This window comes from Streptomyces sp. NPDC056486 (genome assembly GCF_042795295.1).
Taxonomy (GTDB): Bacteria; Actinomycetota; Actinomycetes; order Streptomycetales; family Streptomycetaceae; genus Streptomyces.
In genome coordinates this window covers 50,616-71,217 of record NZ_JBHTSF010000019.1, presented here as the reverse complement: position 1 = coordinate 71,217, position 20,602 = coordinate 50,616, and the positions used below count along the sequence as shown (strand labels likewise).

At 70.4% G+C, this 20,602-nt stretch carries 22 protein-coding genes and 1 riboswitch; of the genes, 7 read left to right on the top strand and 15 right to left on the bottom strand.

Features of this window, described 5'->3' with window-relative positions:
* Positions 1–40: 40 nt before the first annotated feature.
* The 3 genes from ACFQ7F_RS11110 to ACFQ7F_RS11100 form a co-directional block, all read right to left on the bottom strand.
* The gene (locus tag ACFQ7F_RS11110; protein WP_383269192.1) at positions 41–544 is read right to left on the bottom strand and encodes a methylated-DNA--[protein]-cysteine S-methyltransferase; all 504 of its coding nucleotides are present in this window, start codon (positions 542–544) and stop codon (positions 41–43) included.
* 118 nt (positions 545–662) lie between these two features.
* Entirely contained in the window at positions 663–1,445 is a 783-nt protein-coding gene (locus ACFQ7F_RS11105) for a 2OG-Fe(II) oxygenase (RefSeq protein WP_383269190.1), read from the bottom strand.
* A gap of 97 nt (positions 1,446–1,542) precedes the next feature.
* On the bottom strand, positions 1,543–2,493 hold the full coding sequence (locus tag ACFQ7F_RS11100) for a DMT family transporter (RefSeq protein WP_383269188.1): 951 nt from the start codon (positions 2,491–2,493) through the stop codon (positions 1,543–1,545).
* A 169-nt stretch (positions 2,494–2,662) separates the two neighbouring features.
* Positions 2,663–2,748, top strand: a riboswitch (ZMP/ZTP riboswitch).
* A 21-nt stretch (positions 2,749–2,769) separates the two neighbouring features.
* Between ACFQ7F_RS11100 and ACFQ7F_RS11095 the strand changes: the two genes are divergently transcribed.
* The gene (locus ACFQ7F_RS11095; protein WP_383269187.1) at positions 2,770–3,630 is read left to right on the top strand and encodes a bifunctional 5,10-methylenetetrahydrofolate dehydrogenase/5,10-methenyltetrahydrofolate cyclohydrolase; all 861 of its coding nucleotides are present in this window, start codon (positions 2,770–2,772) and stop codon (positions 3,628–3,630) included.
* Positions 3,631–3,641: 11 nt separating this feature from the next.
* On the opposite strand, the gene ACFQ7F_RS11090 is transcribed toward ACFQ7F_RS11095, so the two are convergent.
* Complete coding sequence (locus ACFQ7F_RS11090) at positions 3,642–4,541, bottom strand: DMT family transporter (RefSeq protein WP_383269185.1); 900 nt, start codon at positions 4,539–4,541, stop codon at positions 3,642–3,644.
* 103 nt (positions 4,542–4,644) lie between these two features.
* Between ACFQ7F_RS11090 and ACFQ7F_RS11085 the strand changes: the two genes are divergently transcribed.
* Together ACFQ7F_RS11085 and ACFQ7F_RS11080 are read left to right on the top strand one after the other, a co-directional pair.
* Positions 4,645–5,496, top strand: a complete 852-nt coding sequence (locus ACFQ7F_RS11085) for a LysR family transcriptional regulator (RefSeq protein ID WP_383269184.1) — start codon at positions 4,645–4,647, stop codon at positions 5,494–5,496.
* A gap of 168 nt (positions 5,497–5,664) precedes the next feature.
* A complete protein-coding gene (locus ACFQ7F_RS11080) occupies positions 5,665–6,450 on the top strand; it encodes an SAM-dependent methyltransferase (protein ID WP_383269183.1) in 786 nt (261 codons plus the stop codon).
* A gap of 63 nt (positions 6,451–6,513) precedes the next feature.
* Here the strand turns inward: ACFQ7F_RS11080 and ACFQ7F_RS11075 are convergent, their stop codons facing one another.
* Positions 6,514–6,933, bottom strand: coding sequence for a winged helix-turn-helix transcriptional regulator (locus ACFQ7F_RS11075; RefSeq protein WP_383269181.1), 420 nt, complete (start codon positions 6,931–6,933; stop codon positions 6,514–6,516).
* A gap of 103 nt (positions 6,934–7,036) precedes the next feature.
* Between ACFQ7F_RS11075 and ACFQ7F_RS11070 the strand changes: the two genes are divergently transcribed.
* Entirely contained in the window at positions 7,037–7,936 is a 900-nt protein-coding gene (locus ACFQ7F_RS11070; RefSeq protein WP_383269179.1) for an alpha/beta fold hydrolase, read from the top strand.
* Here ACFQ7F_RS11070 and ACFQ7F_RS11065 read toward each other — a convergent pair.
* On the bottom strand, positions 7,933–9,105 hold the full coding sequence (locus ACFQ7F_RS11065) for an FAD-dependent oxidoreductase (RefSeq protein WP_383269177.1): 1,173 nt from the start codon (positions 9,103–9,105) through the stop codon (positions 7,933–7,935). The two genes, ACFQ7F_RS11070 and ACFQ7F_RS11065, sit on opposite strands and share 4 nt — an antisense overlap.
* A 55-nt stretch (positions 9,106–9,160) precedes the next feature.
* Positions 9,161–9,862 carry a TetR/AcrR family transcriptional regulator gene (locus tag ACFQ7F_RS11060; protein WP_383269175.1) on the bottom strand — a complete coding sequence of 234 codons (702 nt, stop codon included), beginning with the start codon at positions 9,860–9,862 and terminating at the stop codon, positions 9,161–9,163.
* Positions 9,863–10,114: 252 nt separating this feature from the next.
* Between ACFQ7F_RS11060 and ACFQ7F_RS11055 the strand changes: the two genes are divergently transcribed.
* From ACFQ7F_RS11055 to ACFQ7F_RS11045, 3 genes are all read left to right on the top strand, one after another.
* The gene (locus ACFQ7F_RS11055) at positions 10,115–10,588 is read left to right on the top strand and encodes an ATP-binding protein (RefSeq protein ID WP_383269173.1); all 474 of its coding nucleotides are present in this window, start codon (positions 10,115–10,117) and stop codon (positions 10,586–10,588) included.
* Positions 10,589–10,663: 75 nt separating this feature from the next.
* The gene (locus ACFQ7F_RS11050; protein ID WP_383269238.1) at positions 10,664–11,020 is read left to right on the top strand and encodes a DUF779 domain-containing protein; all 357 of its coding nucleotides are present in this window, start codon (positions 10,664–10,666) and stop codon (positions 11,018–11,020) included.
* A 199-nt stretch (positions 11,021–11,219) separates the two neighbouring features.
* The gene (locus ACFQ7F_RS11045; protein WP_383269236.1) at positions 11,220–12,404 is read left to right on the top strand and encodes a phosphodiester glycosidase family protein; all 1,185 of its coding nucleotides are present in this window, start codon (positions 11,220–11,222) and stop codon (positions 12,402–12,404) included.
* 8 nt (positions 12,405–12,412) lie between these two features.
* On the opposite strand, the gene ACFQ7F_RS11040 is transcribed toward ACFQ7F_RS11045, so the two are convergent.
* The 8 genes from ACFQ7F_RS11040 to ACFQ7F_RS11005 all read right to left on the bottom strand — a co-directional run bounded on the left by ACFQ7F_RS11040 (position 12,413) and on the right by ACFQ7F_RS11005 (position 20,551).
* A complete protein-coding gene (locus tag ACFQ7F_RS11040) occupies positions 12,413–13,993 on the bottom strand; it encodes a hypothetical protein (RefSeq protein WP_383269172.1) in 1,581 nt (526 codons plus the stop codon).
* A 97-nt stretch (positions 13,994–14,090) separates the two neighbouring features.
* A complete protein-coding gene (locus ACFQ7F_RS11035; protein ID WP_160503040.1) occupies positions 14,091–14,285 on the bottom strand; it encodes a hypothetical protein in 195 nt (64 codons plus the stop codon).
* A 119-nt stretch (positions 14,286–14,404) separates the two neighbouring features.
* Complete coding sequence (locus tag ACFQ7F_RS11030) at positions 14,405–15,277, bottom strand: phosphatidylinositol-specific phospholipase C/glycerophosphodiester phosphodiesterase family protein (protein ID WP_383269170.1); 873 nt, start codon at positions 15,275–15,277, stop codon at positions 14,405–14,407.
* Positions 15,278–15,433: 156 nt separating this feature from the next.
* Positions 15,434–16,105, bottom strand: coding sequence for an ABC transporter ATP-binding protein (locus ACFQ7F_RS11025; RefSeq protein WP_383269168.1), 672 nt, complete (start codon positions 16,103–16,105; stop codon positions 15,434–15,436).
* Complete coding sequence (locus tag ACFQ7F_RS11020; protein WP_383269235.1) at positions 16,098–17,012, bottom strand: ABC transporter ATP-binding protein; 915 nt, start codon at positions 17,010–17,012, stop codon at positions 16,098–16,100. Before ACFQ7F_RS11020 ends, ACFQ7F_RS11025 begins: the two co-directional genes overlap by 8 nt.
* Before the next feature lie 74 nt (positions 17,013–17,086).
* Positions 17,087–17,965 carry an ABC transporter permease gene (locus tag ACFQ7F_RS11015; protein ID WP_383269166.1) on the bottom strand — a complete coding sequence of 293 codons (879 nt, stop codon included), beginning with the start codon at positions 17,963–17,965 and terminating at the stop codon, positions 17,087–17,089.
* On the bottom strand, positions 17,958–18,923 hold the full coding sequence (locus ACFQ7F_RS11010) for an ABC transporter permease (protein ID WP_383269233.1): 966 nt from the start codon (positions 18,921–18,923) through the stop codon (positions 17,958–17,960). The genes ACFQ7F_RS11015 and ACFQ7F_RS11010 overlap by 8 nt, the downstream gene beginning before the upstream one ends.
* 32 nt (positions 18,924–18,955) lie before the next feature.
* Positions 18,956–20,551 carry an ABC transporter substrate-binding protein gene (locus tag ACFQ7F_RS11005; protein WP_383269164.1) on the bottom strand — a complete coding sequence of 532 codons (1,596 nt, stop codon included), beginning with the start codon at positions 20,549–20,551 and terminating at the stop codon, positions 18,956–18,958.
* Between the last annotated feature and the right edge of the window lie 51 nt (positions 20,552–20,602).

Sequence of the window (20,602 nt, the reverse complement as noted above, 5' to 3'; positions counted from 1 at the left end):
AGGGCCCTTCGCGATCGTGCGGGTTGGACGAGGGCGGGCGTCAGACGAGCGTGGGTTGCAGGGCGCCCTCGTGGGTGAGGAGTTGGACCTTGCGCTCCACGCCGCCCGCGTAGCCGCGCATGGAGCCGTCCGCGCCGATCACCCGGTGGCACGGGCGCACCAGGAGCAGCGGGTTCGCGCCGATCGCGGCGCCCAGGGCCTGGACCCGCGCCCGGTCCACACCGAGTCGCCCGGCGAGTGCGCCGTAGGTGGTCGATGTGCCGTACGGGATTTCCTCCAGGGCGCTCCAGACGCGCTGTTGGAAGTCGGTGCCGCCCCGGGTGAACTCCATGTCGAACTCGGTGAGTTCACCACTGAAGTAGGCGGCAAGCTGTCGGGCGATCTCCGAGAACCGGCCGGGATCACGGGCCCAACCGCTCTGCACAGCCGGGGCGTTCCTCTGTCCGGGCATGGACAGCGACGTCAGCGAGACGCCGTCCGGCGTCGGCTCTCCTACCAGCAGCAGCTCGCCGAGCGGGCTGGTCATGGTCGTGTGGACGGTCATCGTGGCCTCCTCAGCCTGTCTTGCGGTGCTTTATCCTGCCTTGCCTTGCTTTCCTTCCACTTCAACGATGAGGTGTCGCGGTCACGCATGCTGGCGGAATTCGGACGTCGCACTGACGTCAGCGGGCATTGTGGAAGATCACGCCGAGCACGGTGCGGTGACCGGATTCGACGGCGTTGGTGCCGTGCCGCATGGGGTGACGGCGGTATCCGTTCCGGCCGCGGACGGGCCGGTGCCGGACGGGGAAGATCATGCCCTGACCGAGCTGCGGCTTGACGACCATGGCGCGCGACTGGAAACGCGGGCGCTGTTCCACGAAGACGTTCTCGCCGCCGGTGAAGTCCTCGCCGGGTTGGTTCAGCATGACGGCGATCTGCAGGGGGAAGACGATGTCTCCGTAGACGTCCTGATGCAGACAGGCGTAGTCACCCTCGCCGTAGTTCAGGATCAGCGGGGTGGGGCGCCGCTGCCCGTTCTCCGCGCACTCGGCGATCAGCTCGTCCAGCGTGGGCGGGAAGGTGCGCTCGCCGAGCTGCGGGGCCCACTGGTTGGCCATCCATGCCATCGGCGGATACAGCTTCTCGCGCAGTGTCCGCACGAGCGGGACGGCAGCCGGGTCGGCGAAGTACTTGTAGGTGCCCCGGCCGAAGTGGTGACGCTGCATGACCACGGTCGACCGGAAGCGGCCGGGTTCGTCGAACGTGCCGATGATCTCCTGACACTGCTCACGCGACAGCAGCGGAGGCGTGACTGCCACCCCTTCCTCGTTCAACTGGGCATACATATCACCCCAGTTCAGCTCTCCGAGTGCGGGAATCGCCGGGTCGGACGGACCGCGCGGCGGGGCGTCCGACTCCGGAGCAGGGCTGAAGAGATCGGGGGCGAGGGTGGGCTGATGCATGATTCCGGGTCCTTCGTACGGTGGGGCAGGACGGCCCCGGCGTACTCGATCCTCGCCCGCCGCAGGTGGGAGCGCTGGCGGCATTCGGACGTGGCGTTCACGAACTGCCCGCCGCCTTCAGAGCGCCCTGCGCTTCCTCGGCCCCCGGAGCCGACGCCTCCGGCTTTCGCTTCTGCCGACGCGTCATGCCGACTCCGACGAGTACGACCGCCATCCCCGCGGCCACCCGGAGACTGAAGGCCTCGTCGAGCACGATGGCACCAAGGGCCACGGAGACCACCGGCAGCAGATACCCGACGGTCGCCGCGTTGGTCGCGCCCTCGTCCGCGATGATCCGGTAGGTGAGGTGGAAGGTGATGCCGGTGGCGAAGATCCCCAGGATGACGACGGCGATCAGCGCGGTGCGCTCCACGTGGATCGTCTCCAGGCCACCGACCGGCAGAGCAAGGGCCGTCAGGCCCGTGGCCGCCATCAGCTGGGCGGCGGAGAGGGAGAGGGTGGGCATGCCCTTCCCGACGAGGTGATGCCCCATGTACGCGAAGCCGACGGCGTAACTCGCCGCCGCACCCACGATCGCGAGGGCGCCCCAACTCGTCAGGCCTGACTGCTGCCATGGGGCGAAGATCAGCGACGTACCCGCGAAACCGATGAGGAGTCCGGCGAGGCGAACGGGGCGAAGTCCTCGTTCCGTGCCGATGGCGAGGCCGATCAGGACGGACCACAGCGGAGTCGTCGCGTTCAGGGCGCCCGCCACGCCGGAGTCGACGGTCTGCTGGCCGACGCTGAAGAGGCCGAAGGGCAGGGCGTTGCAGAAGAAGGCGGCAACGAAGATGTGCTTCCACGTCGCACGTCCCTGAGGAAGCCGGTTGCGCGTACTGAAGAGCACGACCGTCAGGGTCGCCGCCCCGAGTGCGCAGCGCAGGAGGGTGACCTGCACGGGAGACAGGCCTTCCAGGGCCAGTTTGATCCAGAGGAAGGTCGATCCCCAGAGGAGGGCGAGTACGCCGACCCTTGCCGCTGCCCAGGTTCTTCCGGGGACGCCGTTCACTGTTCGCTCTCCTTGGTCCGAGCCGTTGCCGTTGCCGCTGTCGCTGTCGCTGTCAGTGAACGATGCCGTCGCCGACCTGAAAGGACAAGCAAAGAGATTTGAACTTTCCTTAAGCTCAGCTACATCCGCGACGCCAGCGCCTAGGGCCCCGCACCGTCCCTTAGGCTGAAAGGCGGGCCGTGACTGGCGCTGAGGTGGAGTACCACCGGGGAGCGGCCTGACATCGTGTCGATGCCGCGCGCCTGGGCAACTCACCCTGAAGTTCAGGAGTGGCACATGCCCCGGACGCAGACAGCTCGCCTGATGGACGGAACCGGCCTCGCCCGCCGCATCGTCGAAGCCGGCTCCGCGACCGCCGCGGACATCCGCCGGCGCACCGGAACGTCCCCGTGCCTCGCGACCGTCCTCGTCGGCGAGGACCCCGCCTCGGTGACCTACGTCCGTATGAAGCGCTCGCGCTGCGAGAAGGCGGGCATCGAGTCACGGCATGTCTCCCTGCCCGCCTCGGTCGGCACCGCAGAACTGGTCGCGACGATCACCGCGCTCTCCCAGGACCCGACCGTCCACGGCATCCTGCTCCAGCACCCCGTGGGACCCCACATCGACGAGCGTGCCGCCTTCGAGGCGATCGCACCGGCCAAGGACGTCGACGGGGTGACCATGCACTCCTTCGCGGCGATGGGCTTCGGCCTGCCCGGATTCGTGTCCTGCACGCCCGGCGGCATCATGCGCCTGCTCGACGAGTACGACGTCGACCTCACCGGCAAGCATGCCGTCGTCGTAGGGCGCAGCGCCATCCTCGGCAAGCCCGCGGGCATGCTGCTCCTGGGCAGGGACGCGACGGTCACGTACTGCCACTCACGTACCGCGGACCTGCCCGCGATCGTGCGGCAGGCAGACGTCCTGCTCGCCGCGGTCGGACGCCCGCGCTTCATCACCGGCGCCGACATCAAGCCGGGTGCCGTGGTGATCGACGCGGGCTACAACCCGGGGAACGTGGGCGACGTCGACTTCGACACCGCCCGTGACCGGGCGAGCCTGATCACTCCCGTACCGGGCGGCGTCGGGCCCATGACCATCGCCGTACTCCTCGCCCAGACGGTCGAGGCGGCGACACAGCAGCTCGGCCTTGACTGATCACGATCGCCTCAGGAGCGACTCAGGACGCTGACCCCGTTCGCCGTCACGATCGCCGCGATGGCCGACCACTCCACCCAGTCCAGGGACTGCCCCAGGACGGCCATTCCCACCAGCGCCGCGAGGACCGGGTTGACGCTCATGAAGATCCCGAAGAAGCGGGCGTCGACCCGGCGCAGGGCGAGCAGGTCGGCGAGGAACGGGACCGCGGAGGAGAGGATGCCTGCGGTGGTCGCGCAGGCGAGCGCGGTGGCCGTCGGCGGGTGGTGGGCAAGGACCACGATGCCGACCGGCAGGTAGAGGAGCCCCGAGATCCCCGCGGCGGCGGCCGAGCCCTCGATACCCGGGATGCGGGCCCCGACCGCACGGTTGAGCAGGATGTACGAGGCCCAGCAGGCCGCGGCGAGCAGGCCGAGCGCGATGCCGACGTAGTCCGTACTGGGCTGCGGGCGAGCCAGTGCGACCACCGCCGCCCCCGCGACGACCGCACAGCCGAGGTCCACCGCGCGACGGGACGCGGCAAGTGCCACCGACAGCGGGCCCAGGAACTCAAGGGTCACCGCGAGGCCGAGCCCCAAGCGGTCGATCGCGGTGTAGAGGGAGAGGTTCATGGTGGCGAAGACCGCCGCCAGGCACAACAGCGGCCACCACTGGCGCCAGGTGAAGGCGCGCACCTTGGGCCTGCCCACCGTCAGGAGCACGGCCCCCGCGACCCACTGCCGCACGGCCACGACACCGGCGGGACCGATGGCGCCGAACGCCAAGGCGCCCGTGGCGGCGCCGACTTGGTTGGACAGGCCGCTGCCGAACATCATCGCCATGCCCGACAGACGGCCTCGTGAACTCTCCGCCGGACCGCCCGCACCACCCGGGACGACAACGGGCGCGGCTTGGCTCTGAGACGTTCGCATGCATCGCAGGATGCGTCACCCGCGAGCATACGAAAAATGCATGCGATCACTCATCTATACGCTTTGGTTATCCATACGTTTCGGTTATCCATACACTGTGGTCATGGATCTGGAACTGCGGCATCTGCGCTGCCTGGTCGCCATCGTGGACACGGGCGGCTTCACCGATGCCGCCGCCGAGTTGGGCGTCTCGCAAGCGGCGGTCTCCCGAACCCTCGGCGGGCTCGAGGAGGTGCTCGGGGCGCGCCTCCTGCACCGCACCAGCCGGAGCGTCACGCCCACGACCGCAGGAGTCCAGGTCCTCGCCCGAGCCAGACATCTGCTCGCCGAGGCCGACGACCTCATCCGGGAGGCGACCACCGGACACACGCGGCTTCGCATCGGTCACGCCTGGTCGGCGATGGGCCGCCACACGGCGGAGTTCCAGCGCCGCTGGGCCGCCGGACACCCCGACGTCGAGCTGTACTTGATCCGGACGAACTCCGCGACCGGCGGACTCGCCGAAGGCCTCTGCGACCTCGCCGTCGTCCGCACCACCTTCAACGAAGCCCGCTTCGCCAGCGCCGTCGTCGGTCACGAGCGCCGCTTCTGCGCACTGGCGAGCGACGATCCATGGGCCAAGCGGCGTTCCGTTCCGCTGGCCGACATACGGGACCGGACGCTCCTCATCGACCGGCGTACCGGCACCACCACCGCCGAGCTGTGGCCCGAAGAGGCCCGCCCCCCGGTGGAGTACACCCAGGACATCGACGACTGGCTCGCCGTCATCGCGTCGGGCCGCTGTGTCGGCCTCACCCCGGAGAGCACCGCCAACCAGTACCGCCGCGACGGAGTCGTGTTCCGCCCGCTGCGCGACGCCGACCCCATCGCCGTGCATCTCATCTGGCGCCGCCACGACCCACACCCCATGACACATGCCGCCGTGGCGCTCCTGACGGACCTCTACCGGAACTGAGGCGGCGGACAACCCCCGTGACGGCATCCGCCTCGACCGCCGCTTGCCCACTGTGTGCGACCCATCCGTGACCTGCGGCGATCGAACCCCAACACCCCATGCTCAAGGTGATGTTGCTGTGGCAGACTGCGGCAATCCAAGCGTCTCTCAGCAGCAACGGAGTACGTCATGAACGCAGATGCGTCCAGGCCGACGATCGACACCAGCAACCCGCATCCCGCGCGTGTCTACGACTGGCTGCTCGGCGGCAAGGACAACTACCCCGTCGACGAGGCGGTGGGCGAGAGGCTGCCGCCCGAGGCGAAGGACGCCGCGCGGCAGAACCGCGCGTTCATGAACCGCGCGGCCGCCTGGCTCGCCTCCCAGGGCGTGGACCAGTTCCTCGACATCGGCACCGGGATCCCCACCGCGCCGAACCTGCATCAGATCGTCCAGGAGGTCGTGCCGTCGGCGCGGGTCGTCTACACCGACAACGACCCCATCGTGCTGCGCCATGCGGAGGCCCTGCTGGTCAGCCGTCCCGAGGGGATGACCGACTACATCCAGGCGGATGTCCGCGAACCGCTGGAGATCCTCGCCCACGCCCGCACTCTGCTCGACTTCGAGCGCCCGATCGCCCTCTCGCTGATCGCACTCATGCACTTCCTGCCCGACGACCAGGACCCGTTCGGCATCGTGGGCACGCTGGTCGACGCCCTGCCCTCCGGCAGCCATCTGGTCCTCTCGCACGCCTCGTCCGACATCTTCCCGGAGCTGTCCGCACAGGTCGCCGCGGAGTACGCGAAGGGCGGCATCCAGCTCGGCTTCCGCACCCGCGCCGAGGTCGACCGATTCTTCAAGGGCCTCGACCTCGTCGAGCCGGGCCTGGTGACGGCCCCGGAGTGGTTCAAGGACACCGCGCGACCGGACGCGGAGGGCAGCGGGATCTACGCGGCGGTGGCGCGCATTCCCTGACCGGCACGAGGGCTGGGGGGCTCAGCATGGGGGATGGGCGGTGACGGCTGAGGCTCGTACGCCTCAGCCGTCACCCGGGCCGTCACCCAGGCCGTCGGCCGCCGCTTCGCTGCGCTCATTGGCACGGTCGATCTCCACCATGTGCTCCTCGGCCCACGCCCTGATCACGGCGAGCGGACCCTCCAGGGAAAGACCCAGGCCGGTCAGCCGGTAGTGCACCCGTGGCGGCACCGTCGGCTCCACCCTGCGGGTGACCAGACCGTCGCGTGCCATGCCCTGCAGTGTCGTGGACAGCATCTTCTGCGATACGCCCGGCATGCGGCGCCGCAGCTCGGCGAAGCGCACCTCGTGCGGTTCGGCCTCCGCGAGGACCTTGACCGCCATCGACGTCCACTTCGTGCCGATGCGGTCGAGGAGCCGGCGCGTCGGGCAATCGGGATCGAAGAGATCGCCGCGTGCCCCCGCTTTGGGAGGGGTGGTCACCTCGGGCTCACCACCTGTCGGGAAAGTGCGTTCTTGGCAGGCCAGGCATGGTTACCTAGCCTCATGTAGTCACCAATGGTAATCACATCGGAGCCACCTCACCATGCGCCTCCCCCTGGCTGAATCCACCGAGCCCGGCATTCCTGCGCCCGACATCTCTCTGCGCCAGATCACCACCAACGGCATCACGGTCAACGTGGCGATCGCAGGCACCGGCCCCGCCGTCCTGCTGCTCCACGGCTTCCCCCACACCTGGCAGCTCTGGAGCGAGGTCATCCCCCGGCTCGCCCTGCGGCACCGCGTCATCGCACCGGACCTGCGCGGACTCGGCGCCAGCACGCGGGCGACCGACGGCTACGACGCCGACACCCTCGCCACCGACGCCGAAGGTCTCCTCGACGCGCTCGGTGAGAGCAGTGCGGCGGTCGTCGGCATCGACGCGGGCACACCGCCCGCCCTCCTCCTCGCGCTGCGACGACCCGATCTCGTACGCAGGCTCGTCGTCATGGAGTCACTCCTCGGGCCCCTGCCCGGCGCGGAGGACTTCCTCGCCGGTGGCCCGCCGTGGTGGTTCGGCTTCCACTCGGTCCCGGGGCTCGCCGAGAGGGTCCTGGTCGGGCACGAGGCCGAGTACATCGACTGGTTCCTGAGCACCGGCACGCACGGCCGGGGCATCCCGGACCGTGTCCGGGAGGCTTTTCTCAACGCCTATACCGGCCACGACTCCCTGCGCAGCGCCTTCTCCTACTACCGGGCCATGCCCACGAGCGGGCGGCAGATCCAGGACGCCACCGCACACGCCCGGCTCACCATGCCGACGCTGGCGATCGGGTCCCATCCCGTCGGAACGGCCCTCGAACAGCAGTTGCGCCCGCTCGCCGACGACCTGACCGGCCACCTCATCCCGGACTGCGGCCACATCATCCCGCTTGACCGCCCCCAGGCACTGCTCGACCTGCTCGACCCTTTCCTCGCCACCGATCACCCCGGCCAGGCGGGCTAGATCCCGGCGAACATGTCGAGAAGGCCCTGTGGCGCGTCGGCCCGGAAGCAGCGGACGAGGCTGTCGGCGGACTCGGCGGCGGCGTTCTCACTCCGTGGGAACAGCGCCTCTTCGTAGGCGGCGAGCGCGGCTTCGGTATCGCCGGGACGCGCGGCGATGGCACCGGCGAGTTCGGCTCCGTCGAACATCGCGAGGTTGGCGCCCTCCCCCGCGAAGGGGGACATGAGGTGGGCCGCGTCGCCGAGCAGCGTGACGCCCGGGACGCGGTCCCAGCGGTGGCCGATCGGCAGGGTGTGGATGCGGCGCGGGATCAGCGCGCCGTCGGCGTCGGCGATCAGCGCCTGGAGGCTCTTGTCCCAGTCGGCGAAGTACTCCAGTACGGCGGCCTTGGCGAGGTCCGTGCGGTCGGCGGTGAAGTCGACGGAGGAGATCCAGTCCTCGGGGACCTTGAGCGCGGTGTAGATGTGCAGGCTGCCGTCGATCTCACGGTGGGCGAGGAAGCCCTTGCCCTCGCCGAGCGCGAAGAGCATGCCGCCGCCCACGACGGCGGCGCTGTCCGGGTGCCGGGCATCGGCGTCCACGAGGTCCACCTCGACGAAGGAGAGGCCGGAGTAGGCGGGGGTGGCTTCTGAGACCAGGGGGCGGATCCGGGACCAGGCTCCGTCGGCGCCGATGAGCAGGTCGGTGGTGAAGGTGGAGCCGTCGGCGAGGGTCACCTCATGGCGACCGCCACCGAGCGGACGCGCCCCGGTGACCTTCGCGCCCCAGTGGACGGCGCCGTCGGGCAGCGAACCGAGCAGGAGGTCACGCAGTTGGCCGCGCTCGACCTCGGGGCGCCCGCCGTCGCCCTCGTCGGCCTCCTCCATGCGGACGACGGCGTCCTTGTCGAGGACGCGCATGGCCTCGCCACCGGGGTGGATGAGCGCGCGGAACTCTTGGTACAGATCGGCGGCGCGCAGGGCGGCCTGCCCGGACTCCTCGTGGATGTCGAGCATGCCGCCCTGGCCACGGGCGTCCTGTGACGCCTCCAGGTCGTACAGGGCGGCGTCGATGCCGTTGACGTGCAGGACACGGGCGAGCGTGAGGCCTCCGAGGCCCGCGCCGACGATGGCGATGGGGTGGTGGGGCGGGCGGGACCGGTGGGATTGGTGGGATCGGTGCGTGGTCATGGCGTTACTCCTTGGCCTGGTGTGAGGGCGGGACGGTGGCGGGGGGAGGCAGTGCTCAGTTCCGGGTGCCGTCGGCCGGGACGGGCGTGCTCAGGATTCCGTTGATCAGCGTGCGGAAGCCCCAGGAGATGCGGGTCTCCGGCTGGCCGGACAGCAGCTCGGCAGCCAGCCCGGCGACATGCGGATGGGTCTGTTCGGACGCACCCCGCAGCACTCCGGCGAGCGCGTCCCACTCCCCCTGGGCGGCGCCGGGGGCCCGGTCGTCCGGGGAGTGCTCGGCGGCGGTCGCTGTGGCGTACTGCAGCAGCAGGTCGACGCCCCATGCCGCCTGCCCGGGCGGTACCCCGCCCTCGTCGAGCAGGGCGAGCAGCGTCTCGATCAGACGCAGATAGTGCTCACCGCTCGGCCGGGCCACCAGCGCGGCCCTGGCGAGGCCGCGGTACTGGAAGAGCACAGCGGTGTAGGAGGTGAGCACCTTCTCCAGGCGCTCGCGCCAGTCGCCTCCGGCCGGCGCCGCCTCGACCGTGCCGAGGAGCTCGTCGAGGATCGCCGCGTGCAGTTCGGCGGTGTTGCGGACGTAGACGTAGAGCGAGGCGGGCCCGGTGTCGAGCTCCTGGGCGAGGCGACGCATGGTCACCTTGCCCAGGCCGTCGGCGCGCATGATCTCCACCGCGGCGGCCACGATCCCGGTCCGTGTCAGGGCGGGTTTCGCCGGGCGCTCGCGGCGGCTGCGCGGGGCATCGGAATGAGCTGTCATACCACCAGCATAACGAACATGTTCGTCACGAGCACGTTCGGAGCGAACATGTTCGCCACAGGAGATCGTCCGCAGGCCGCCCGCAGGCTCCCGCGACGCGGCGACACCCACGCTTGCAGGGGCCTGATTGGCGATCAGCAGGGGCGGGCATCACCGTGGGACAGGATCGACCACGCAAGACATGCCGGGGGCGCGGTGAGCTGATTCCGTCGCTAGCACACCGGTCGTCTCAGGGGAGGGAAGTGAGTTGCCATGCGTGCGCACCAGCGCGCCCATCGGCACGTCGCCCGCGTCGAGTACGCACTGCCGCAGGAAGCCGCATCGGCCGGCCGGGCGCGGAGGTTGACCTCCGCGTTCCTGACCCGGCCCCGTCGGCACCTGACGGAAGTGGACGCCGAACGGGTGGACGATGCCACGCTGATCGTTTCTGAACTGGTCACCAACGCCACCCAGCACGGCCGCAGCTCCTGCCGCCTGCGCCTTGAGGTGTCCGACGACCACGTGACCGTCGAAGTCCACGACGCGAGCCCCGTCGGCCCACAGGTCCTCAAGCCGAGCACCGAGCGCGAAAGCGGACGGGGCCTGGCGATGGTGCGGCACCTCGCCGCGCGCTTCGAGGTCGTCGGCAGCGGCCGACGAGGCAAGGCCGTCCGTGCGGTGCTCGCCCTACGACACCTGGAGCCCCGGCCTCGGCTGCAACCTCCGCGCAACCTTGTCCGGAGTTGACTGGGCCATCGCCTCGACGGCGGCCCGGTGACGGCGACCAAGGAACCGGTGACGGTGACCAAGGAGCGGCAGCCCATGACCGACGACCCGCGCGTGGAGCTGACCCCGGCCGCCGCCGATCTGCTGCGGCGGCTGCGGGAGGCCCACGGACCGCTGATGTTCCATCAGTCCGGCGGCTGCTGTGACGGCAGTGCGCCCATGTGCTTCCCGGAGGGCGAGTTCCGGACCGGCGACTCCGATGTGCGCCTGGCGTCGCTCGACGTCGAGGGGGTGGCGGAACCGGTCGCCTTCTGGATGTCGAAGAGCCAGTACGACGTGTGGAGCCACACCCGGCTGATCGTCGACGTGGTGCCGGGCCGTGGCAGCGGCTTCTCCCTCGAAGCCCCGGAAGGCGTACGTTTCCTCATTCGTTCCCGGCTGATCAGCGCCTAGCCACCGGCCTTGCACCCGTCCGGCGGTGCCCTCTGGTGCGCTCTCCGACCGGCCCCCACACTGGGGCAGTTGGTCGGCCAGCGAGACTTCAGGGGGCACGGTGACGACACGGCGCAAGCAGACCTCAAGACGGTTCAGAACGGCGAGAGCCGCGCTCTCGGTACTGACGGCATTCGGCACGCTGGCCGGTGCGGCTCTGATGGGAGCGGCACCGGCCGGCGGCGTGGAGGCGGACGGAAAGACGGTCACGTCGCGGATCGCACCGGGCGTGCAGTACTGGAACTTCGACATCCCGGCCTCCCACGGCGCTACCCGCGCGCACGTACTCGACATCGACCTGAACGATCCCCGGACCGGCGTCGGACTGCTCTATCCGGGTGAAGTCGGCGCCCGCTCCGCCGTCTCCACGCTCGCGGACGGGGCGGGAGCGGTCGGCGGGATCAACGGCGACTTCTTCAACATCTCCGAGGGCCAGCATCCGGGCGTCGAAGCCACCGGCGCGCCCGTCGGCCCGGCGGTCTCACAAGGCCGCGCCCTCAAGGGGGCGGTGCCGGACGGTCAGCGCTTCGGCCCCGCCATGCCTCCGGGTGTGACCACCCAAGCCGTGCTCGGCGTGGGCTTCGACCGCCGGGCCCGCCTGGACAACCTCCGGCTCGAAGGCGAAGTACGCACCCCCCAGACCCGGCTGCCGCTCGGCGGGCTCAACCAGTACGCCCTCCCCGTGGGCTCCGTCGGCGCGTTCACCAGCGACTGGGGCAGCACCTCCCGGGTGCGCTCCACCTGCGGCACCGACACCAGCCGCGGCGCCCCCTGCAGCACGGACACCCATGAGGTGGCGGTGCGCGGCGGCCGTGTCGTGGAGTCGGCGGGGACGCCCGGCAGCGGACCCGTCGCCGCCGGCACCACGGTCCTCGTCGGGCGCGAGGCCGGCGCACAGGAGCTGCGCAAGCTCTCGATCGGCGACCGGGTGCACGTGTGGCACCGCCTGGTGGCGGCCGAGTCGCACATGCCGTTCCGTTTCGCGCTCGGCGGCTTTCCGGTCCTGCGCGGCGGCGCCCCGCTGCCCGGCCTCGACTCCGTCACATCGGCCGTGCGGACGGCGGCCGGAATCTCCGACGACGGCAGACGTCTCCTGCTCCTCTCCCTCGACGGCTCCCCCGAGTTCCGTACGGGGCTGACCATCGCCGAAGTGGCTGAGACGCTGAGGGGGTTGGGCGCACAGGAGGGCTTCAGCCTGGACGGCGGCGGTTCCTCCACCCTGGTCTCGTCCGCCACCCTGGTCGCGAGGGCCCCGGGCGCGGAGGCCGTCACCGTACGAAATCACCCGAGCGGCGGCGCGGAACGCCCGGTGGCGAACGGCATCGGCGTGTTCTCGCGGGGCTAGCCGCCCGATCACTCGGTGTCCCGCACCGCCACCAGGCCGTTGAACACGCCCACGTACGCGGTGCCGTCCGGACCCAGGGTCACCGGCGCCCAGTTGTTGTCGTAGGCGATGCCCGTGCCGGCGAGGCGCTTCCACTTGGTCTCGCCGGTGCGGAAGTCGACGGCCGTCAGGTACCAGGCATCGATGCCGAGGCTGTTGGGCTCCTTCGTATAGAAGTACAGCAGCCCCGAGGCGGTCGACAGCTTCGGGACGTTCGAGGGGGCGCGGACGTCGCTCTCCCAGACGGTGTCGCAGCCGCTGCCGTCCGCGCGTACGTCGATCCTGCTGACGCCGCCGACGACGCTGCGGCCGAAGGTGAGTGAGGTGATGTTCTCGTAGCCGTAGTTGTTCTCGACGACGAGGCTGTTGCCCCAGGTGATCAGCGAGTTGTCGGTGGTGGACGCGCCGGAGCGGAAGACGGGGACCTTGCAGACCAGGCGCTTGTCGTCGGCGATGCCGTCGCCTCTGCGGTAGACGAGGACGTTCATGCGGTCGTCGGCGTTGTCGGTGATCGCCACGTAGTCGGCGTCGCCCTTGCCGAAGAGGTCGGGCGTGGTGCCCGAACCCTGGTTGACCGAGCCGGGCTTGGTGCCCGTCCCCCGGTCGTAGGTCTGGCGCCAGACGGCCTTCGGGGTGCCGTCCGCCTCGGCGCGGAAGCTGTAGAGCGCGTGGTCGGAGACGATCGACACGCCGTCATCGGCGACGGAGAACGAGTTCTGGATCTCCTCGCCGTCGAGCCGGACGGAGCGGGTGTCACCGGACTTGGGGTTCACCGTGCCGACGCGCCCCTGCCGGGTCACCCACCAGATGCGGCCGTCCCAGTCGGGCATCACCGAGGTGACCGGGTCACATTCGCCACTCGGGTAGAGATTTGACCAGGTAACGCAGTCGTGCGGGACGTGCGCCGTCAGATCCCAGTCCTTGTCGACGACGAACCGCCAACTGCCGTCCGCCGCCTGCTCGTGCGCGAGCCTGACGATGTGCTGCCGGGAGTCGGCGAGGACGAGCCGGTCCTCGTTGTCGAGATACGAGTAGGCGCCGCCCGAGGTGTCCTTGAAGATCTTCGAGAAGTCGAGGCGCGTGATGGCCTCGACGGTGGAGGGGCGCTGCGGCAGCTTGTACTCGGCGAGCGTCGTCAGCGTGTCCGGGTCGAGCAGTTTGACCAGGAAGCCGGTGAACGTGCCGCAGACGGTGACGATGCGGCCGTCCTTGTCGAAGGTGACGGTGGCGCACTCACCGCCGAGCGCCGCCATCTTCTCGCTGCCGACCTTCGGCTTCTTCCCCAGGGGCCCGTTCCAGGGGTACGTTCCGCTGCCCGCCGCGTCCGCGTGCATCCCGCTGCGGCCGTTGGCTGCGAGGTACGGGTGCTGGGGCGGCTGTTCGCCGGGCAGCGGGCGGCCGTCCGCGGGCCCGCCGGTGTACTGGTCGACGAGCCGGTGCCCCGGCGCCTTCGGTATGTCGTCCGCCTGGGCGGGATACGCGAAGGACGCGGCGAAGACCGTGAGAGCGGTCAGGGCGAGAGCACTGCTGAGGGTTCTGCGACGCGGCATGCGCCGAAGCTAGGGCCAGGCCCTTGAAGTGTCCATGGAAAGGTGACAGTTGTTCATGAACACGCAATGATCATGGCTGAACCAGCACGGCTGACCATCACGGCTGCAAGCCGCTGACGATGTCCGCGGCGGCCGTGACCCCGTTGTGGATGGTCGGTGCCATGCTCGAACTCGCCAGATAGAAGCCGAGCAGCGCACAGACCAGGGCGTGCGAGAACTTCAGTGCGCCGTTGCGCAGAAAGACCACTGCCAGGATCACCAGCAGCAGCACCACAGAGACCGAAATGGCCATGGGGACAACCTCCTCCGCCACGTCAGCACCGCGGCTCTCGGCCGAGTGTGGCGCAGCGGAGGGACCGTCCGGGCGACCGGCATGTCCTCCGAACGGGTGTTATGTGCCGGGGCGTTGCTTCAGCGGGCCGGGAGCTGACGCCCGTGGGCGTCGAGGAACGCCTCAAGACCCGCGAGGTCGTCCGTGTTCAAGTGGTCGACGCCGGCGGCGAGGAGCTCGCCCCACACCGCGTCGCGTGCCGGGCCCGCCAGGTCGGGTGTCGCCCAGAAGCGAACGCGCTGCCCGCGCTTGTGGGCGGCTGAGACGATGCCGCGCAGCTTGTCGCGTTCGGCGGCGGGAATCTCGCCGACACCCTGCCAGCTGAAGTTGAGCGTCCAGTTGTCGCTGATCAGCGGGATGAGCGAGGCGGGCGCCGCGCTGCCGAGGTCGGCGAGGCGGCCGTCGTAGAAGGCGCGGCGCACACGCTGGGCCTCCATCGGCGCGCGGGCCGCCCGGTCGCCGGATATCACCGCCGTCACCGGGCCGCGGCGCACCTTGCCGTAGGAGTACGTGGTGAACAGGTTCCGGTAGCGGCGGAGGTGGCGGTCGAGTTCGAGGTACGTCGCCGCGCCCTCGGTCTTGATGTCGATCAGGAGCTGAAAGGGGGTGCGGTGGTAACCCCGGTACACGGAACCGCGGTTGGCGCGCACGCGGGCGGCCAGGGGGTCAAGGTAGAGCGATTCGAGGGTGCGGGTGGGGTCGAGGTCGACCGGGTCGTGCGCGACCAGGAGCTGTCCGTCGACGAGATAGATGTCGGCCTCGACGCTGCCGAAGCGGTGGTCGAGCGCGTCGAAAAGGGGCCGGGGGTGGTCGTAGTCGTTGTGCGCGTGGGCGCGGATGAGGGGGCGGGGTCCGTGTCCGCGCTCGCTCGCCTGGGCGTACGCGGGGACGGCGGCGGTGCCTGCCAGCGCGGCACCGATGGTGAGGGCTCTACGACGGGTGACGAGTGCCACGGAGACTCCTGGAAAGGGCGAGGGGAGGACGGGGGGCCTCAGTGAGTATGAGGCCATGCCCGCGTCAAGAAACCCCTTGCAGAACGGAGTTGGCGCTTTCGACGCTCTGCGTTAACTCCGGGAATCTCGCGCCGCCCCGTGCCCCCTCACAGCACCTCAGGCCACGTTCTCGTCGGCGACCAGATCGCCCCAGTGGACGGTCCGCTCGCACCACCGCTCCAGGAGCACGCGGTCGTGGCCCACCGCGAGCAGCCCCGCGCCGCTCCCCCGCCGGTACTCCTCCACGGCGTGCACGAGTGCCGCCGTCGTCGATGCGTCCAGCATCGCCGTCATCTCGTCGCAGATCAGCCAGCGCGGGCGGAGCACCAGGGCGCGGGCCAGACAGGCGCGCTGCAGCTGGCCGTCGCTCACTTCGTGCGGCCTGCGGCCCAGGAGGTCGTCGCCGATGCCGACCGTGGCCGCAAGCTCCCGTACGCGCTCGGTGGCTTCGCTCCCGCGCCCGGCCGCGCGGAGCGGCTCGGCGATCAGGTTCGTGAGGGTGAGACGTGGGTCGGCGGACAGGCGGGGCTGCTGGAAGACGACGCCGAAGGCGGTGCGCTGGGCGCGGGGGGCGCGGTGCCGCCAGCCGCGGGCGGGCTCGCCGTCGATGACGACGCGGCCCGCGTCGGGCTTGTGGAGCAGGGCGGCGACCCGGGCCAGGGTGGACTTGCCGCAGCCGCTGGGGCCGAGCAGGCCGACGGAGGCGCCGGGCGCGAGCGTGAGGTCCACGCCGCGCATGACGGGGGCGCGGCGGTCGTATCCGGCGGTGATGGAACGGAGTTCAAGCACGGGGCGCCTCCAGTACGGCCGCCGGGTCGGGGTGGTGGCAGGCGACACCGTCCACGTTCTCCGGCACGGCTTCGCAGGCTTCGTCCGCCCTGGGGCAGCGCGCCGCGAACGCGCATCCCCGGGGCAGCGCGGAGAGTTCGGGGGGCATGCCGGGGATTGGCGTGAACTCCCGCTCCGGGAGAGCGTTCAGGAGGCCGCGTGCGTAGGGGTGCCGGGGCCCGGGGGTGCCGAAGAAGTCCTCGGCGTCCTCGAGCTCGACGATGCGTCCTGCGTACATCACGGCGACGCGGTCCGCGATGCGCTCGGCGGCGGCCAGATCGTGGGTGATCAGGAGCAGCGCGCGGTCGTCGCCGACGTGCCGTCGCAGCTCGTCCACCGTGCGGTCGACGAGGTCACGGTCGAGGCCCGTCGTCGGCTCGTCGGCGAGCAGCAGCGGCGCGTCGCCGATGAGCGCGAGCGCGGTGGCTGCACGCTGGGCGAGGCCGCCGGAGAGCTCGTGGGGGTAGCGGTCCAGGTGCCCGGCGGGGAACGCGGCACGCTCGGCGGCGGCTTCGGCGGCCTTGCGCAGCTCTGGGCGGCGTACGCCCGTCAGCTCCCGCAGGGTCTCCTCCAGCTGGGCGCGGACCGTTCGCACCGGCGTCAGGTGCGCGGCCGGGCTCTGCGGTACGAGACCGACGCGGCGCCCCCGGACCGTTCGGGCCAGGGTGCGCTCGTCGGCGGTCGGCAGGTCCACGTCGCCGATGAGCGCGGACCCGGCCGTCTCCGCGTTCTGCGGAAGGAGTCCGAGCAGCGCGGATGCGAGCACGGACTTGCCGCAGCCGCTCTCGCCGACGAGGGCAAGACACTCCCCCGCCGCCAGGTCGAAGTGGACGTCGGTGACGGCGGAGACGAAGGTGTCGCCGCGCATACGGAACCGCACGGAGAGACCTCGTACGGAAAGCACCGGGGACGAGAGGGGCGGCTTCGAGGAGACGGGCTCGGTCACAGCATCAGCTCCGATCGGCGCCGGGGATTGATCCGTTCCCGCCAGGCGCCCGCGAGGCCCGCGATCGCCAGGGTGGGCACGATGATGAACAGGCCGGGGAAGAGCGTCGGCCACCAGTCCCCGGCGAGGAGCGAGCCGCGCGCGCTCTGCACGAGGGTGCCGAGGCTCGCCTGGTGGGTGGGGAGTCCGAGGCCCAGGAAGGACAGCGCGGACTCGTGCCAGATGGCGTGCGGCACCATCAGGACGGCGGCGAGTCCGGCCTGCGGAAGGACGCCGGGCAGCAGATGGCGCACGATGACGCGCATCCGCGACGCACCCCCGGAGATGGCGGCGTCGACGTACGGACGGGACCGCAGCGACAGGACTTCGGCGCGCACGATGCGGGCCGTGGACAGCCAGTGCGTGAGCGCGACGGAGACGACCACCGGCCACACACCAGGGCGGAACATCGCCACGATGAAGATGCCGAGCAGCAGATGCGGTACGGACGAGAAGACGTCCACGAGCCGCATCACGACCCGGTCCACCCAGCCGCCCGACGCGGCGGCGAGCGCACCCACTGCCGTGCCGATGACGGTCGCCACGACGGCCGCGACCACGCCCACCAAGAGCGAGACCCGCAGCCCGTACACGCAGCGCAGAAGCAGATCGCGCCCCACGTCGTCAGTGCCGAAGGGGTGCGACCAGGAGGGTGGTTGAAGCTTGGCCGCGAGGTTCACGGCCTGTTCGTCGAGGTTCACGAGCGGCGGCACGAGGAGCACGGCGAGCACGATGGCCGCGACGATCACCGCCGAAGAACGCACCCGCCACGCGCGCGTGGAGCGAGTTCTGGAGGCGCCGCCCGAGGAGGCGCGCCACGTCGTCGTCTCAGCCATCGAATCCCACCCTCGGATCGGCGAGTCCGTACAGCAGGTCGGCGAGGAGGTTGCCGAGGAGCACCGCCGCCGTGGCGAGGACGGTGAGCGCGGCGAGCAGCGGGAAGTCCACGGCGGTCGCGGCCGAGACGGTGGCGGCCGCGATGCCGGGCCAGCTGAAGACGGTCTCCACCAGGAGGGCCCCGGTGATCAGTTCGGGCACGCGTGAGCCGATCAGGGTGAGTACCGGCAGCATCCCCGAGCGCAGTGCGTGCCCGAGGAGCACGGTCCGCTCGGCGAGGCCACGCGCGCGTGCGCCCCGGACGGGGTCGTCACCGAGTGCGTCGCCGACCCCCTGGCGTACGTACAGGACGAACCACGGAAGCTGCGAGATCGCGAGTACGGAGGCGGGCAGCACGAGATGGCTCGCGACCTGACCTGCCGTGACGGCCGAGCTGGCGGTGTCCGTGAGCCCGCCCGACGGCAGCACTCCCAGCTTCAGGGCGAAGAGCCAGACGGCGAGGAGGCCGATCCAGAACGGCGGCGCCGCTTCGAGCGTGTACGCCAGCGAGGTCACGGCGCGGTCGAGCCAGCCGCCGGGGCGGCGTGCGGCGAGGACGCCGAGCGTGGTGCCGACGAGGATCGCGAGCAGGAACGCGGTGGCGGCGAGCAGCACGGACCAGCCGATGCGTTCACCGATGACGTCCGATACGGGCTGGCGCAGGGTGCTGGAGTCCCCGAGGTCGCCGCTCACGGCCGACGTCAGCCAGTCCCACCAGCGCTGTACGAGCGGCTGGTCGACGCCGAGGTTGGCACGCAGCTGGTCGAGGTTCTCCTGGGACGCGGTGAGCCCGGCCGTGCCCGCGTACGCCTTGACGGGGTCGAAGGGGGACGCGGCGGCGATCGCGAAGACGCCGAAGGTCACGGCGAGCAGGACCGGGACGGCGAACAGGGCCCGCCGTCCCGTCATGCGCGCCATCGGCCCCCAGGGGAGCTTGTGGAGCGCGGACTTCACTGCGTCGGCTGCCAGTCCTCGACGTTCCACCACGGCCCGGACGCGAGGCCGTGGTCGTGCGGCTCGATCTGGGTGCTCAGGTCGCCGAAGCGCTTGTCGACGACGTACAGGTGGTCGATGTGGGTGAGGAAGGTGTAGCCCGGGTTCTTCACGAGCTCACGCTGGACGGTGTCGTACGCGGCCTGCCGCTCGGCGTGGTCGCCGCTCTCGCGGGCCTCGTCGAGCGCCTTGTCGATCTTGGGGTTGTCGTAGTGGGCCATGTTGTTGAAGCCGTCACCGGCGAGCGTGGACTTCAGGAGCGTGTACTGGTCGAAGTCCGGGTCGGCCGGGGAGCCGCCGCCCGCGAGGACCGCGTCCTTGGGCATGCGCGGCTGGATGACCTCCCACGTGCCGGCCTGCACCTCGACCTTGATGCCGAGCTTCTTGGCGTCGGAGGCGTACGCGAGTGCGTGGTCCTGGCGGAGCTTGTCGCCGGAGAGGTACCAGAGCGGGAACGCGGCCTGGACGCCGTCCTTCGCGCGGACGCCGCCCTTGCCCGGCTTCCAGCCCGCCTTGTCGAGGATCTTCTTGGCCGCGGCGAGGTCGTGCTTCCGCTCGGTGCCCTTGGTGAACCAGGGGCTGTCGGTGGGGACCGGGCCGTAGGCCTCCTTGCCCGCGCCGTCCAGGATCGAGTCGACCATCGCCTTGCGGTCGACGCCGGCGTCGAGCGCGCGCCGGACGTCGGTGTCGCCCGTGACCTTGTTGCCGGTGGGCAGGGTCACCACGCGGTAGTCGAAGGTTTTGGCGGCGTACGAGTTCTTGTTGCCGTCGTTCTTGTACTTCTTCGCGAGGTTGGGCGGCAGGATCGCGCCGTCGAGCTCACCCGCGTCGAGCCGGGTGGCCCGGATGTCGTCGTCCTTGATGATCGCCATGGTGAAGTTCTTGACCTTCGGGGCCCCGCCCCAGTAGCCGGGGTTGGCCTTGAAGGTGAGCTTCTCGCCCTTGGACCACTTCACGAGCTTGTACGGGCCCGTGCCGACCGGCTTGGTGGTGAACTCGCCGGTGTTCACGTCCTGCTTGCCCGCTATGTGCTCGGGCGCGATCGGCAGGACGGTGCGCTCGGCGAACGGCGCGTAGGGGTACTTGAGGTGGAAGACGACGGTGTCGTCGCCCTTCGCCTCGACGTTCTTGACGGCGTCGAGCTCGGTCTTGGCGGCGTTGTTCGTCTTCTTGTCGAGGATCGTCTCGTAGGTGAAGACGACGTCCTTGGACGTGAAGGGCTTGCCGTCGCTGAACTTGACGCCCTCGCGCAGCTTGAAGGTGTAGGTCTTGCCGTCGTCGCCGACCTTGGGGAGCTCGGCGGCGAGCGCGGGCTTGAGCTTCATGTCGGCGTCGTGCGTGAGCAGACCGTCGAAGATCTTGGAGTTGCCGTCCTTGCCGTAGCCGAGGAGCGGGCTCAGGGTGTCCGGTTCGTACGCGATGCCGACGACCGCGGAGTCCTTGGCGCCACCCGCGCTCTTGCCGTCGCCCGGCGCCGAACAGGCCGAAGCGGCGACCGCCAGTGAGGCGGCCGCCGCTACCGCGCCCGTACCCCGTATCGATCGGGCCCTCATGCTCCACACCCCTACTGAAGATCAAACGTTATTGCGAACGATTCGCAATTA